Annotated in this window: 13 protein-coding genes; 3 read left to right on the top strand and 10 right to left on the bottom strand. The window is 68.5% G+C overall.

Translation table 11 applies throughout. The features are described 5' to 3' along the window. Nucleotides 1-61 precede the first annotated feature (61 nt). From BM214_RS12175 to BM214_RS12155, 5 genes are read right to left on the bottom strand one after another with little or no spacing between them, the layout of a single operon-like run. Nucleotides 62-1,264, bottom strand: coding sequence for a type IV pilus secretin family protein (locus tag BM214_RS12175; protein WP_090487728.1), 1,203 nt, complete (start codon nucleotides 1,262-1,264; stop codon nucleotides 62-64). A gap of 18 nt (nucleotides 1,265-1,282) precedes the next feature. Beyond that, the gene (locus tag BM214_RS12170; RefSeq protein ID WP_090487725.1) at nucleotides 1,283-1,834 is read right to left on the bottom strand and encodes a pilus assembly protein PilP; all 552 of its coding nucleotides are present in this window, start codon (nucleotides 1,832-1,834) and stop codon (nucleotides 1,283-1,285) included. Next, the gene (locus BM214_RS12165; RefSeq protein ID WP_090487731.1) at nucleotides 1,827-2,414 is read right to left on the bottom strand and encodes a type IV pilus inner membrane component PilO; all 588 of its coding nucleotides are present in this window, start codon (nucleotides 2,412-2,414) and stop codon (nucleotides 1,827-1,829) included. Before BM214_RS12165 ends, BM214_RS12170 begins: the two co-directional genes overlap by 8 nt. Before the next feature lie 11 nt (nucleotides 2,415-2,425). Continuing rightward, nucleotides 2,426-2,995: a PilN domain-containing protein gene (locus BM214_RS12160; RefSeq protein ID WP_090487721.1), complete on the bottom strand. Its 570-nt coding sequence runs from the start codon at nucleotides 2,993-2,995 to the stop codon at nucleotides 2,426-2,428. After that, nucleotides 2,995-4,059, bottom strand: coding sequence for a pilus assembly protein PilM (locus BM214_RS12155; RefSeq protein WP_090487718.1), 1,065 nt, complete (start codon nucleotides 4,057-4,059; stop codon nucleotides 2,995-2,997). Before BM214_RS12155 ends, BM214_RS12160 begins: the two co-directional genes overlap by 1 nt. Before the next feature lie 179 nt (nucleotides 4,060-4,238). Between BM214_RS12155 and BM214_RS12150 the strand changes: the two genes are divergently transcribed. Both BM214_RS12150 and BM214_RS12145 read left to right on the top strand, forming a co-directional pair. Continuing rightward, entirely contained in the window at nucleotides 4,239-6,671 is a 2,433-nt protein-coding gene (locus BM214_RS12150) for a penicillin-binding protein 1A (RefSeq protein ID WP_090487715.1), read from the top strand. A gap of 102 nt (nucleotides 6,672-6,773) precedes the next feature. Then, nucleotides 6,774-7,370, top strand: a complete 597-nt coding sequence (locus tag BM214_RS12145; RefSeq protein ID WP_090487711.1) for a hypothetical protein — start codon at nucleotides 6,774-6,776, stop codon at nucleotides 7,368-7,370. Between the two features lie 22 nt (nucleotides 7,371-7,392). Here BM214_RS12145 and BM214_RS12140 read toward each other — a convergent pair whose 3' ends face one another. The 4 genes from BM214_RS12140 to rpsU all read right to left on the bottom strand — a co-directional run bounded on the left by BM214_RS12140 (nucleotide 7,393) and on the right by rpsU (nucleotide 10,213). Next, nucleotides 7,393-7,896 (bottom strand): DUF2335 domain-containing protein, encoded by a 504-nt coding sequence (locus tag BM214_RS12140; protein WP_244888011.1) that lies wholly within the window; start codon nucleotides 7,894-7,896, stop codon nucleotides 7,393-7,395. Nucleotides 7,897-8,264: 368 nt separating this feature from the next. Beyond that, the gene (gene hemE, locus BM214_RS12135) at nucleotides 8,265-9,329 is read right to left on the bottom strand and encodes a uroporphyrinogen decarboxylase (RefSeq protein ID WP_090487703.1); all 1,065 of its coding nucleotides are present in this window, start codon (nucleotides 9,327-9,329) and stop codon (nucleotides 8,265-8,267) included. 180 nt (nucleotides 9,330-9,509) lie between these two features. Beyond that, a complete protein-coding gene (locus tag BM214_RS12130; RefSeq protein WP_090487701.1) occupies nucleotides 9,510-9,968 on the bottom strand; it encodes a GatB/YqeY domain-containing protein in 459 nt (152 codons plus the stop codon). Between the two features lie 29 nt (nucleotides 9,969-9,997). Further along, nucleotides 9,998-10,213 (bottom strand): 30S ribosomal protein S21, encoded by a 216-nt coding sequence (gene rpsU / locus BM214_RS12125; protein WP_090487698.1) that lies wholly within the window; start codon nucleotides 10,211-10,213, stop codon nucleotides 9,998-10,000. Nucleotides 10,214-10,332: 119 nt separating this feature from the next. On the opposite strand from rpsU, the gene tsaD reads away from it, so the two are divergent. Then, entirely contained in the window at nucleotides 10,333-11,373 is a 1,041-nt protein-coding gene (gene tsaD / locus BM214_RS12120) for a tRNA (adenosine(37)-N6)-threonylcarbamoyltransferase complex transferase subunit TsaD (protein WP_090487696.1), read from the top strand. Between the two features lie 942 nt (nucleotides 11,374-12,315). On the opposite strand, the gene plsY is transcribed toward tsaD, so the two are convergent. After that, nucleotides 12,316-12,921 (bottom strand): glycerol-3-phosphate 1-O-acyltransferase PlsY, encoded by a 606-nt coding sequence (plsY, locus tag BM214_RS12110; RefSeq protein WP_090487690.1) that lies wholly within the window; start codon nucleotides 12,919-12,921, stop codon nucleotides 12,316-12,318. Between the last annotated feature and the right edge of the window lie 193 nt (nucleotides 12,922-13,114).

The raw sequence follows: 13,114 nt of genomic DNA, 5'->3' as shown, positions 1-13,114 counted from the left end.
TCAGGATATCGTGGCATCTTGGGCGCTCCTCTCTCGCCCCCTGGGTGTTTTAAATACTCTATCAAACCAGACGACACTTATCCTGACAGGGGGGGGACTGCAGCGGGGCCAGTTCGGCGGCCTGCTGCTCCGCCTCCAGGAGCAGGCGTTCGCGGGCGGCGATCTCCTCGGCGGGGGCCACGTAGACGACGTTGCCGTTCTTGCGCATGTCCAGGCCCTTGGCCTTGAGGATGATGTCCAGGGCCTGGTCCCAGGGGACGTTGCGCAGGCGCAGGGTGATGTTGCCGCTGACGCTGTCGCTCACCACCACGTTCAGGTCGGTGAAGTCGGCGATGAGCTGCAGCACGGAGCGCACCTCGATGTCCTGGAAGTTGAGGGAGAGGCGCTCGCCGGTGTACTGGAAGCGTTCCTTCTGCAGGGCCTCCCGCTCCTCTTCGGTGAGGGGCTTGACCTCCAGGGTGAATTCGCCGTCGGTCTGGTAGGAGAAGGTGTCGTATTCGCCGTGCACGGCGATGTGCATGCGCACGCCGTTCTCCTCCCGCAGGGTGTCGATGTGCTGCACGGGGGTGGCGAAGTCGGTGACGTCCAGGCGGCGTTCCAGTTCCTCGGGCAGTGCGGTGCGGGGGAAGAAGAGCTCGATACGCTCGCCCCGGCGCACCAGGTCCACGGGGACACCGGCCTCGGAGAGATCGACGATCACCCGGCCCTCGTCCTCCGGCCCGCGGCGGAAGTCCACCTGGGTGATGCGCCGCCCCTCGGGGGCCGCTGCGCCGTTTCCGTCCCTGGCCGGGGCGGCCGCGGTGGTCGGTGGGGTGGGGTTGAGGGTGAGGATCAGGTCGTTGCCGCGGGTGCGGGTGTCGTAGCCCACCAGGCGCACCAGGTTGAACACCAGCCGCGTGCGGTCGGGGGTCTCGGCGATGTGCACGGAGCGGGTGAGGCCGGTTTCGATCTCCTGGCGGCGCGTGTCCAGGGCGGAACGGGTGCCGCGCAGGTCCAGGGCCAGGCGCGGCGGGTCGTCGATGGTGAAGCCCTCGGGCTGCGGCGGCGGCCCGGAGAAGCGCAGCACCACCTGCAGGCGGTCGCCCGGCAGGGTGTTGTAGACGATCTCCTCCAGGGCGGTTTCGGCGGCGCCGGCACCCTGCCACGACAGGGCCAGCAGGCACAGGGCCAGGATCCGGCCCAGGGATCGGGCCAGGGGCCGGGGGCGGTATCCCCGGGGGCCGGGGGTCCGGGGCTGCGGGCGTCTCGGGGTCGCCTGTGTCATCGGGTCGTTCCTCGTTGCCTATTCGCTGAGCGCGACGGTGGTCTCGCGCTCCTTGTAGCCGCCGAAACCGTCCGGCACGATCTCGGTGAGCCGGATGCTGGCCGGGGTGATGGTCTCGATCCGGCCGTGGTTCTGCCCCATGTAGTTGCCCTCGCGCACCCGCAGGATGACCCCCTCGGGGGTGCGGATCAGGGCCCAGCGGGTGCCGTCCTGCTCCAGGGTGCCCACCATGCGCAGGCTGTCCAGGGGGAACTGTTCCAGGAATTCCTTGGGCCGGTCGGGGTCGATGGAGACGCCGTCTTCCTCCGCCCCCGGACGCGCGTCCACCTCGGCCTCCACCGCGGAGGGATCGAAGGGGTCGCGCTCGTGCCCGGGATAGGTGAACGTCTCGTGGGGCTTCACCTCGGGGATGGGCTCGATGCCGCCGCCGGGGCGCTGCTTGATGCGTTCAACGTAGGCCTCCAGGTCGGACAGGTCCTGGCCGCAGCCGGCCAGCAGCACCGTCAGCAGGCAGGCGGCCGCCGCGCGCGGCCGGTATCGGGCGGGTGCCGGGCGCTTGGGATCAGGCATCGTTGTCTTCCAGGTACCGGTAGGTCTTGGCGGTGGCCTCCATCACGAGCCGCGCGGCGTCCTGTTCGGGCTGCAGGCGGATGTCGTGGATGGTGACGATGCGGGGCAGGGCGGCGACGCCGCTGGTGAAGTGGGCCATCTCCTCGTAGCTGCCCTTCATGCGCAGCCGGATGGGTTTCTCGGCGTAGAACCCCCGGGGGGTTTCGTCCTCGGGACGGAAGAGGTCGATCTCCAGGCCGGCAGAGAGGGCGGTCTGGGAGATGTCTACCAGCAGGTTGGGGATCTCGGTCTGGCTGGGGAGCTGGCGCAGCATGGTGCCGAAGCGGCGCTGCATCTCCGCCAGTTGCGCCTTATAGGCGTCCAGGTTGGCGGCGCGGCGCTGGCGGATCTCGAACTGCTGGCGCAGTTGGGGTTCCCGCGCCTGGGTCTGGTCCAGGCGCTGCAGCTGGTTCTTGGTGTCGAACCAGTAGCCGGCGCCGATGAGGGCGGCGGCCAGTACCACCAGTACGAGGATGCGCGCGGGCAGGGGGGCGCTGCCGATGGTCTTGAGGTCGATGTTGTTCAGATCGTTGAGATCCAGGCTGCCCAGGTTCATTGCGCGGCCTCCCCGTTGTCTTCGGCGGGGGCGGTTTGGGGTACGGTCAGGCGAAAGTCGCTGAGCCGGACACCGTCCGCCTCCCGGGTCTCGATCACCTGCAGCGTGGGCTCGCCGAACCAGGGCGATGCCTCCAGGTTGCGCATGAAGGCGGAGACCCGGGCGTTGGATTCGGCCCGGCCCGCCAGCTCCAGGTTCATCCCCCGCTGGGTGAGGCGGGTGAGGTAGGTGCCGTCGGGCAGGGTGTTGACGATCTCGTCGAACAGGCGCACCGCCAGGGGCCGGCTGGCCTGCAGCTCCTGGATGATGGTCATGCGGTCCAGCAGGGCCTGGCGGGTGGCCTCCAGGTCGCGGATCTCCCGGATCTGACGGTCCAGGATGCGGATCTCGTTCTCCAGGTAGGTGTTGCGGCGTTCCTGGTAGCCGATCTGGGCATTGATGGAGATATGGGTGAGGAAGATCCCCACCAGGCAGGCCAGGCCCACCAGCACCGCCAGCACGGTGAATTCCTTCTGCTGCTCCTTGCGCTGCTGTTCCCGCCAGGGGAGCAGGTTGATGTGGGACATCAGTCGAAGCTCCTCAGGGCCAGGCCGCAGGCGATCATCAGGGCGGGGGCGTCGTTGCTCAGGCGCTGCGGGTTGATGCGCGAGTGCAGCCCCATGAGGCCGAAGGGGTTGGCGATGCGGGTGGGGGTGCCCACCCGTGCCTCGATCTGTTCGTCCACGCCGGGGATGGCGGCGCAGCCACCGGCCAGGATCAGTTGCGCCACCTGGTCGTGGGGGCTGGCGGCGAAAAAGAACTGGAGGAAGCGGTTCACCTGCTGGGCCATGGTCTCCTTGAAGGGTTCCAGCACCTCGGGGAGGTAGTCGTCGGGGAGGCCGCCCTCTTTCTTGGCCATGCCCGCCTCCTCGTAGGAGAGGCCGTACTTGCGCATGATCTCCTCGGTGAGCTGCTTGCCGCCGAAGGCCTGCTCCCGGGTGTAGATGAGCCGGCCCTCGTGGAGGATGTTGATGGAGGTCATGGTGGCCCCCACGTCCACCACCGCCACCGGCAGGGGATCCTCCTCCAGTTCGGGGATCTGCTGCGCCACCAGGGCGAAGCTGTGTTCGATGGCATAGGCCTCCACGTCCATCACCCGGGGGGTGAGGCCCGCCAGTTCGGCGGCGGCCACGCGCATCTCCACGTTCTCGCTGCGGGAGGCCGAGAGCAGCACCTCCACCGACTCGGGCCCCTTGGGGCTGGGGCCGATCACCTCGAAGTCCAGGTTCACCTCTTCCAGGGCGTAGGGGATGTACTGGTCCGCCTCCACCTGGATCTGGCTCTCCAGTTCGTCCGGCTTGAGGCCGGCGGGCATGTTGATGGTCTTGGTGATGACGGCGGAGGAGGGCACCGCCATGGCGCAGTAGCGGTTTTTGGATCCGCAGCGCCGGTAGGCCTTCTTGATGGCCTCCCCCACGGCCTCCACCTCCTGGATGTTCTTCTCCACCACGGCGTTACCGGGCAGGGGCTCCACGGCGTAGGCCTCGACGCGGTACGGGGGGGCATTGCCACCCAGTTCGACCAGTTTGACGGAGGTGGAACTGACGTCGATCCCGATGAGCGGCGGTCGCTTGCGGCTGAATCCGAGCACGGTGACCCCTGATGTGTTTGCGGCCCGTGGGGCGGGTCGCTTACTATTTTCAGCAGATACTAGACGCAAGCCCCGGGAATTACTACCTGGGTCCCGGAAGAATTGTCCCGCCTGTCACAGGTGCTCCGAGCAGTGGCCGTCCACGACCGACGACCGTTCCTATCCCACGGGCCTTCCTGATGAAACGTATTGCCGGCATCCTCCGCCTCCTGCTCACCGGCGCCCTGGTGGCCTTGCTCCTCGGGGTGCTGGGGGTGGCCGGTGCCTATCTCTATGTGTCCCCGCGCCTGCCGGATGTGGACACCCTGCGGGAGATCCGCCTGCAGGTGCCCTTGCGGGTGTACAGCCGGGACGGGGTGCTGATGGCCGAGTATGGCACCAAGCGCCGGGACCCCGTGGCCATCGAGGATGTGCCGCGGCCCATGCGCCAGGCCTTCCTGGCGGCGGAGGACGACCGCTTCGAACACCATCCGGGGGTGGATTTCATGGGCCTGACCCGGGCCGCCCTCAATCTGCTGCTCACCGGCGAGAAGAGCCAGGGGGGCAGCACCATCACCATGCAGGTGGCGCGCAACTTTTTCCTGGAACGGGAGAAGACCTATGAACGCAAGATCATCGAGATCTTCCTGGCCCTGCGCATGGAGCAGGTGCTGAGCAAGGACGAGATCCTGGAGTTGTATCTCAACAAGATCTACCTGGGCCACCGGGCCTATGGGGTCAAGGCCGCGGCGCGGATCTACTACGGCGCGGATCTGGATGAACTGACCCTGCCCCAGGTGGCGATGATCGCGGGCCTGCCCCAGGCCCCTTCCGCCGCCAACCCCATCACCGATCCGCAGCGGGCGCGGGCGCGGCGCAACTATGTCCTGGGCCGGATGCGCACCCTGGGCTTCATCTCCGTGCAGGAATATGAGCAGGCCCGGGCCGCCCCGGTGACGGCCGAGTTGCACCGGCTGCAGGTGGAGGCGGGGGGGGATTACCTGGCGGAGATGGCGCGCCAGGAGATGGTGGCCCGCTACGGTGAAGAGGCCTATACCGGGGGATACCGTGTATACACCACCGTGGAGGCCGGTCTGCAGCGGCAGGCGGAGGCGGCCCTGCGCCGCGGGCTTTTGGCCTATGACCGGCGTCATGGCTACCGTGGCCCCGAGGGTCATGTGGATGCGGCCTTGGCCGGGGATGCGGCGGCCCTGGAACGGGCCCTGGGGGGGTATCCCGTTGTGGCCGGCGGATTGCTGCCGGGGATCGTCACGGCCGTGGATGCGGATGCGGCCACGGTGTATCTGAAAGGCGGCGAGCGGGTGCGCCTGGAGCGGGAGGCCGTGGCCTGGGCGCGCCCCCATCTGGGGCCCTCCAGCCTGGGGCCCAGGCCCGGTGCGGTGTCGGATGTGCTCGCCGTCGGCGATGTCATCCGCCTGCGCCGCGATCCCGACGTGGGTTGGGTGCTGTCCCAGGTGCCCGGGGTGCAGGGGGCCCTGGTGGCCCTGGATCCCCGGGACGGGGCGGTGCGGGCCCTGGTGGGCGGCTATGACTATTTCCTGAGCAAGTTCAATCGCGCCACGGATGCCCGGCGCCAGCCCGGCTCGGCCTTCAAGCCCTTTGTCTACTCCGCCGCCCTGGCCCATGGCTTCTCCCCGGCCAGCGTCATCAACGATGCCCCGGTGGTGCTGGAGGATCTCTCCCTGGACGGGGACTGGCGGCCCAAGAACTACAGCGGCCGTTTCTATGGCCCCACCCGCCTGCGGGAGGCCCTGGTGCATTCCCGCAATCTGGTGTCCATCCGTCTGCTGGACCGAGTGGGCATCCCCGAGACCCGTACCTTCCTGGAACGCTTCGGATTCGATCTGTCACGGCATCCCTCGGGCCTCTCCCTGGCTCTGGGCAGCGGCAGTGTCACCCCCCTGGAGCTGGCCCGGGGGTATACGGTCTTTGCCAACGGCGGCCACCGCGTGGATCCCTGGTTCATCCAGCGCATCGAGGGGCCCTACGGCGAGGTGTTGCACGAGGCCGTGCCGCGCCGGGTCTGTCCGTCTCCCTGCCCGGTGCCGCGCTACCCGGATGCCCAACTGGCGGAGCTGGAGGGCGCGGCCATGGACGCATCGCGGCAGGGGGCGCCTGAATTCACCCCCGCAGCGCGGGTGCTGCCGGCCAGCAACGCCTACCAGATCACCAGCATGCTGCAGGACGTGATCCGCCGCGGCACGGGCCGGCGCGCCCGCGCCCTGGGGCGGTCCGATCTGGCCGGGAAGACGGGCACCACCAACGGCCTGCGGGACGCTTGGTTCAGCGGCTACAATCCGGACCTGACCGTCACCACATGGGTGGGGTTCGATGATGATGGCACCCTGGGCCGGGGGGAGACCGGTTCTTCGGCGGCGCTGCCCATCTGGATCGACTTCATGGAGGAGGCCCTGGCGGGTGTGCCCGAGCGCACCCTGGAGCCGCCCGAGGGCATGGTGACGGTGCGGATCGACGCCGAGACCGGTGCCCGCGCCACCCGCTACACCGAGGACAGCCTGTTCGAGACCCTGACACCGCAGCAACTGGACGCCCTGGAGCGCCATGCGTTGCCGGAGCCATCCCGGGGTGTGACGCCGGAACAGATCTTCTAAAGCCCCGGCACGGCCGGCGGCCCCGCCTCACGGCGTTGGCGGGAGGCGCCGGGTGTCGTGCCCGCGGGCGCAGGTTCCACTTATCCGCGAACGGAGGGCACCATGTCCATCAATGACCTGAGGGTGCGACAGATGATCGCCGCGGAGGCGGCGCGCATCATCCTGGACGAGGGCGTGGTGGACTATCGCCTGGCCAAGCGCAAGGCCGCGGAACGCCTGGGGGCGGGACAGACCCGCAACCTGCCGCGCAACACCGAGATCGAGGCGGCGGTCTTCGAGCGCCAGCGGCTGTTCGAGGACGATGCCAGCCGCCTGCGCCTGACCCATCTGCGCCAAGCGGCGGTGCAGGCCATGCAGCTGCTGGAGCCGTTCCATCCCCGTCTGGTGGGGCCGGTGCTGGCGGGGATCGTCAACGGCCGCGACGAACTCACCCTGCACATCTTCGCCGACAGCCCGGAGGAGGTGATCTTCTATCTGCAGGACCGGGGCGTCACCTGGCGCAGCGACGAGCGCCGCTTCAAGGGGGCCCAGGGCCATGTGGCCTATCCCTGCCTGGAATTCGGGGCCGACGGCGTGGATGTGGACGCCGTGGTCTTCCCCGTGGACGGCATCCGTCAGCCGCCCCCCAGCCCCGTGGACGGACGCCCCATGCGCCGCGCCGATGTGCGCGAGGTGGAGCGGTTGCTGGAGGGGCAGTGAAAGCGTCTCTTTGCGGGAGCGCTCAGTGGGTGGATTCGGGAGATTCCCGTTGGGTGCGTTCGAGGATGCGGGGTGCGACGAAGACGGTCACCATGCCAAACAGGTCCAGCCCTCCGATGATGGCGGCTGCGGTGGCGCTGCTGGGGGCGATCCATGCAGCGGCCAGAAGGCCGCTCAGGGCGATGATCAAACCCATGTATTGCCCCCGGCGGTCCTTACGGATGGCACCTAGCAGGCTCCGTTCCCGCATGTCGTGTTCGTGGGCCTGTTCTTTTTCAGCCATCCGAAGGATGACGGCGCGGGTTTCTTCATCGTAGCGGTTGAGTTGGTCTGCGGGGGGCAGCGGACCGGTGAACAGTTCCTTGCGGATCCCGGTGAGCAGGATTGCACCCCCGGCCTCGTCTTCCCCCTCCAGCAGGGCCGCCAGCCTTTTTTGCTCTTCTTCGCCGAGTCTTCCGGATCGAAGGTGATCCTTCAGTGTCGTGAAGCTCTCATGGAGTGGTAGAGATACCCCGGTGGAGCCCACCTCAGGATCCTCATCATCCTTGGGATCGGTCATATTCTCTGATGGCCTGTGCCAAGTGCCTGCCTACAGTGGACCAATATCCATGCATACGTTTCTGAACTGAACCTTCGGGCAGGTAGTATGCATAATCTTCTCTGGGCCAGATCTCCATGACGGATCCAATGGCGCGGGTTAGGGAGCGCCTTTTTGCAGTGGCCCGCGCTGCTCTCGGGAGTCCAGTGGTCATGGCAGTATTTCCACGTCTCTTGGGCGGGCAGTTGAGGTGAGGAACACCATTGCACGCCTCGGGGCGGGAAGGCAAGAGGCGGCGGATTGGGTTTACAGCGCCTTGCAACCCCTCCCCGACGGGGGGAGGGGAAAAGGCACCCTCACTCGTGGTACTGGCGCCCGGCCTCGTGCACCGTCTCCACCATGGCCGCCACGTGATCGGGGTTGATGGCGGGGTGGATGCCGTGGCCCAGGTTGAAGACATGGCCGCTGCCCTTGCCAAACCCGGCCAGGACCTTTTGGGTCTCCTCCCGCACCCGCTCCGGTGAGGCGTACAGCACGGCCGGGTCCATGTTGCCCTGCAGGGCCACGCGCTCGCCCACCCGCAGACGGGCGTCCTTGATGTCCACGGTCCAGTCCAGGCCCAGGGCGTCGCAACCGGTGTCCGCCATGGCCTCCAGCCACTGGCCGCCGCCCTTGGTGAACAGCACCACCGGCACCCGCCGGCCGTCCGCCTCACGGGTGAGCCCGTCCACGATCTGCTGCATGTACTTCAGGGAGAAGGCGCGGTAGTTCTCCGGGCTCAGGGCCCCGCCCCAGGTGTCGAATACCATCACCGCCTGGGCGCCGGCGGCCACCTGGGCGTTGAGATAGGCGGTGACGGTCTGCGCCAGGGTGTCCAGCAGGTGGTGCAGGGTGTCGGGGTCGTCGTACATCATGCCCTTGATGCGGGCGAAGTCCTTGGAGGAGCCCCCCTCCACCATGTAGGTGGCCAGGGTCCAGGGACTGCCGGAGAAGCCGATCAGGGGTACGCGGCCGTTCAGTTCCCGGCGGATGAGGCGCACGGCGTCCATCACGTAGCGCAGTTCCTCTTCCGGATCCGGCACCCCCAGGGCGCGGATGGCGGCGGCGTCCTGCACCGGGCGCTCGAAGCGCGGACCCTCGCCCTCGGCGAAGTACAGCCCCAGCCCCATGGCATCGGGGATGGTGAGGATGTCCGAGAACAGGATGGCTGCGTCCAGGGGGAAGCGGTCCAGGGGCTGCAGGGTGACCTCGCAGGCCATCTCGGGGCTGCGGCACAGGTTCATGAAGCTGCCTGCCCGACCTCGGGTCTCCCGGTACTCCGGCAGGTAACGGCCGGCCTGGCGCATGATCCAGACGGGGGTGGTGTCCACGGGCTCGCGCAGCAGGGCGCGGAGGAAGCGGTCGTTTTTCAGTTGGCTCATGGGGTCTCGATGCAATGGGGTGAAAAAACCCATTATACGAGGGCGTGTAGGCGTGGGTACATGGATGCGGCGGTTTCACGATCCGCATCAATGCTTCAGGGGGATGCACACGCAAACGGCCCGGCAGGGCCGGGCCGGGCCGTCGGGGCCGTGGGGATCGCGGCAGGCCGGGGGCGCGGCTCAGCCGGACAGGCGGGCTTTCACCTGGGCGCTGACGGCCGCCATGTCGGCCCGGCCCTGGAGGCGGGGCTTGAGCAGCCCCATCACCTTGCCCATGTCCTTCACCGAGTCGGCTCCGGACTCGGCCACGGCCGCCTCCACCTGTTGCCGGATCTCTTCCTCGGAGAGGGGTTGGGGCAGATAGGCCTGGATCACCTCCAGTTCCGCCTCCTCCGCCCGGGCCAGTTCCTCCCGGCCCGCATCCCGGTACTGGCCGATGGATTCCCGGCGCTGCTTCACCATCTTGTCCAGCGCCGCCAGCACCTGGGTATCATCCGGGGCCTGGCGGGTGTCCACCTCCAACTGCTTGAGGGCGGCCAGGATCAGCCGCAGGGTGCCCAGCCGGGCCTTGTCGCCGCCGCGCAGGGCGGCCTTCATGTCCTCGGTGATGCGGGACTGCAGGGGGGAGGGGGTGGTCATGCCGGCTTCAGGGTTCCCGGTGGCGTGGATCAGTACAGGCGCTCGCGGCGCCCCTGCTCCTTGGCCAGGCGCTTCATCTGGCGCTTGACCGCGGCGGCCGCCTTGCGCTTGCGCACCTCGGTGGGCTTTTCGTAGAACTCGCGGCGACGGACTTCCGTGAGCACGCCCGCCTTTTCGCAGGTGCGCTTGAAGCGGCGCAGGGCCACCTCGAAGGGTTCGTTCTCTTTCACTCGGACGTGGGGCATAAACGCTCTACCGTTGCTTGCTGTTTCGGAATCGGGTTCAAGGCACCCTCCACCTTTGGCGGAGAATCCCGCATTATAGTTGTCCCCGGCCCAAATGCCAAAGCCCGAGACGTAAAAAGATGATCGCCGCAGCCCCCGATCAAACCGCCCCGCCGCTCTGCGTCCTGGGCATCGAGACCTCCTGCGACGAGACCGGCGTGGCCCTCTACGACACCCGCCGCGGGTTGCTGGCCCACGCCCTGCACAGTCAGGTGGAGCTCCATGCCGGTTACGGCGGGGTGGTGCCGGAGTTGGCCTCCCGGGACCACGTGCGCCGTGTGCTGCCCCTGGTGCGCCGGGTCCTGGAGGAGGCGGGGGAGACGGGGGATACCCTGGATGGCGTGGCCTATACCGCAGGCCCTGGTTTGCTCGGGGCCCTGCTGGTGGGGGCCTCCGTGGCCCGCAGCCTGGCCTGGGGTTGGGGCCTGCCGGCGGTGGCGGTGCACCATATGGAGGGACATCTGCTGGCGCCGCTGCTGGAGGACCCGGCCCCGGAGTTCCCCTTCGTGGCCCTGCTGGTGTCCGGCGGCCATACCCTGCTGGTGGACGTGCAGGGGGTGGGGCGCTACCGCATCCTGGGGGAGAGCCTGGATGACGCCGCCGGCGAGGCCTTTGACAAGACCGCCAAGCTTCTGGGGCTGGGCTATCCCGGCGGGCCCGCCCTGGCGCGGCTGGCGGCCGAGGGGGATCCGGGGCGTTTCCGTTTCCCGCGGCCCATGACGGACCGGCCGGGACTGGATTTCAGCTTTTCCGGACTCAAGACCCGGGCCCTGACCGCCTTCCGCGACACCCCGCCGGACGCCACCCTGGCCGCCGACGTGGCCCGGGCCTTCGAGGACGCCGTGGTGGACACCCTGGCCATCAAGTGCCGCCGCGCCCTGGAACAGACCGGGCACGGGCGGCTGGTGGTGGCGGGCGGCGTGGGGGCCAACCGGCGCCTGCGGGCGGCGCTGCAGGTCATGGCCGCGGACCGGGGCGGGGCGGTCTTCTTCCCCCGGGCCGAGTTCTGCACCGACAATGGGGCCATGATCGCCCTGGCCGGGGCCCTGCGCCTGCAGGCCGGGGAACGGGCGGGCCTGGAGATCCAGGCCCGGGCCCGCTGGTCCCTGGAGGGGGTCTGAGCCTCACCGGCCATCCGGTGCTACGAACATCGTGGCCACCGGCAGGTGGGTCCCGGATTCAGGATGGAGAGAAATGCCGGGAACGCCGAGCCCCAGCTCGGCTTGGAAAAGGATGCCGAGCTGGGCTCGGCGCTCCCAGGGGGGAGCCGGGGTTGGCATGGTAAAGAGGGCCGAGCTGGGGCTCGGCGCTCCCGGGGGCTGGTCCAGCTGCGGTTCTCTCCCGCGCCGGGATCCTCCTTTGGGTGGAGGGGCCACTTTTTCATGGATGAGTGCCAACCGATGGCCTGAATGACAGTGGGTCACCGGCCATCCGGTGCTACGAACATCGTGGCCACCGGCAGGTGGGTCCCGGATTCAGGATGGAGAGAAATGCTGGGAACGCCGAGCCCTAGCTCGGCTTGGAAAAGGATGCCGAGCTGGGGCTCGGCGCTCCCGGGGGGGTGGAGCCGGGGTTGAAATTGGGAAAGAGGGCCGAGCTGGGGCTCGGCGCTCCCAGGGGGGAGCCGGGGTTGGCATGGTAAAGAGGGCCGAGCTGGGGCTCGGAGCTCCCGGGGGCTGGTCCAGCTGCGGTTCTCTCCCGCGCCGGGATCCTCCTTTGGGTGGAGGGGCCACTTTTTCATGGATGAGTGCCAACCGATGGCCTGAATGACAGTGGGTCACCGGCCATCCGGTGCTACGAACATCGTGGCCACCGGCAGGTGGGTCCCGGATTCAGGATGGAGAGAAATGCTGGGAACGCCGAGCCCCAGCTCGGCTTGGAAAAGGATGCCGAGCTGGGGCTCGGCGCTCCCAGGGGGGAGCCGGGGTTGGCATGGGAAAGAGGGCCGAGCTGGGGCTCGGCGCTCCCAGGGGGTGGAGCCGGGGTTGAAATTGGGAAAGAGGGCCGAGCTGGGGCTCGGCGTTCCCAGGGGCGGAGCCGGGGTTGGGTCTCGGACTCAGGAGTCAGCGCCGGGGGTTCGCCTTCTGGCCGATGCGGGGTTCGCTGCCGTCGAGGATGCGGCGGATGTTGCCCCAGTGGCGCCAATAGAGCAGCACCAGCATGACGCAGGCCGCCAGGGTGACCCAGATGTCCCCCAGGATCAGGGCGATCCACAGGGGGGCCAGCAGTGAGGCGGTGAGCGCCCCCACCGAGGACATGCGGCTGATGACCGCCGCCGCCAGCCAGGTGAGCAGCGAGGCCAGGCCCACCCCCCAGTGCAGGCCCAGCAGGACGCCCAGGCCCGTGGCCACGCCCTTGCCCCCCTTGAAGCCGTGGTAGGCGGGGAACAGGTGCCCCAAAAAGGCCGCCAGGGCCACCAGGGCCAGGGCCGGGCCGTCCAGGCCCAGCAGCCGGGCCAGCAGCACCGGCAGCCACCCCTTGAGCAGATCCCCCGCCAGGGTGATGATGGCCGCCTTTTTGCCGCCGGAGCGCAGCACGTTGGTGGCCCCGGGGTTGCCCGAACCCTGGGTGCGGGGGTCCGGCAGTCCCAGCAGCCGGCAGGTGAGGATGGCGGTGGAGACGGAGCCGATCAGGTAGGCGGCGAGGATCAGGAGGATGGGGAGCATCATGGGACGGCGTATCCTTGGCGGCCCTGTGGGGGCGTTTGGATTTCGCCGCGCATGATACCCGAGAACGGGGGTGGCGGGGGCGTCGTCCGCCACCGGCTGCAGGGCAATTGTAGACACGAAATGAGTCGCATTTGATTAATTTAGCCTGAAGCGCTATAGCTGGAGCATTTGAGGTTAGCCCTAATGTCCCAGC

It is taken from the genome of Ectothiorhodospira mobilis (genome assembly GCF_900114895.1).
Classification (GTDB): Bacteria; Pseudomonadota; Gammaproteobacteria; order Ectothiorhodospirales; family Ectothiorhodospiraceae; genus Ectothiorhodospira; species Ectothiorhodospira mobilis_A.
This window is presented reverse-complemented; position numbering and strand designations above follow the sequence as displayed.

What these genes read in the sequence shown, in the direction of transcription:
- BM214_RS12160 (WP_090487721.1), bottom strand. Translation starts at nt 2,995, where the DNA reads ATGTCCCACATCAACCTGCTCCCCTGGCGGGAACAGCAGCGCAAGGAG.
- BM214_RS12170 (WP_090487725.1), bottom strand. Translation starts at nt 1,834, where the DNA reads ATGCCTGATCCCAAGCGCCCGGCACCCGCCCGATACCGGCCGCGCGCG.
- plsY (WP_090487690.1), bottom strand. Translation starts at nt 12,921, where the DNA reads ATGATGCTCCCCATCCTCCTGATCCTCGCCGCCTACCTGATCGGCTCC.
- hemE (WP_090487703.1), bottom strand. Translation starts at nt 9,329, where the DNA reads ATGAGCCAACTGAAAAACGACCGCTTCCTCCGCGCCCTGCTGCGCGAG.
- BM214_RS12175 (WP_090487728.1), bottom strand. Translation starts at nt 1,264, where the DNA reads ATGACACAGGCGACCCCGAGACGCCCGCAGCCCCGGACCCCCGGCCCC.
- tsaD (WP_090487696.1), top strand. Translation starts at nt 10,333, where the DNA reads ATGATCGCCGCAGCCCCCGATCAAACCGCCCCGCCGCTCTGCGTCCTG.
- rpsU (WP_090487698.1), bottom strand. Translation starts at nt 10,213, where the DNA reads ATGCCCCACGTCCGAGTGAAAGAGAACGAACCCTTCGAGGTGGCCCTG.
- BM214_RS12130 (WP_090487701.1), bottom strand. Translation starts at nt 9,968, where the DNA reads ATGACCACCCCCTCCCCCCTGCAGTCCCGCATCACCGAGGACATGAAG.
- BM214_RS12150 (WP_090487715.1), top strand. Translation starts at nt 4,239, where the DNA reads ATGAAACGTATTGCCGGCATCCTCCGCCTCCTGCTCACCGGCGCCCTG.
- BM214_RS12145 (WP_090487711.1), top strand. Translation starts at nt 6,774, where the DNA reads ATGTCCATCAATGACCTGAGGGTGCGACAGATGATCGCCGCGGAGGCG.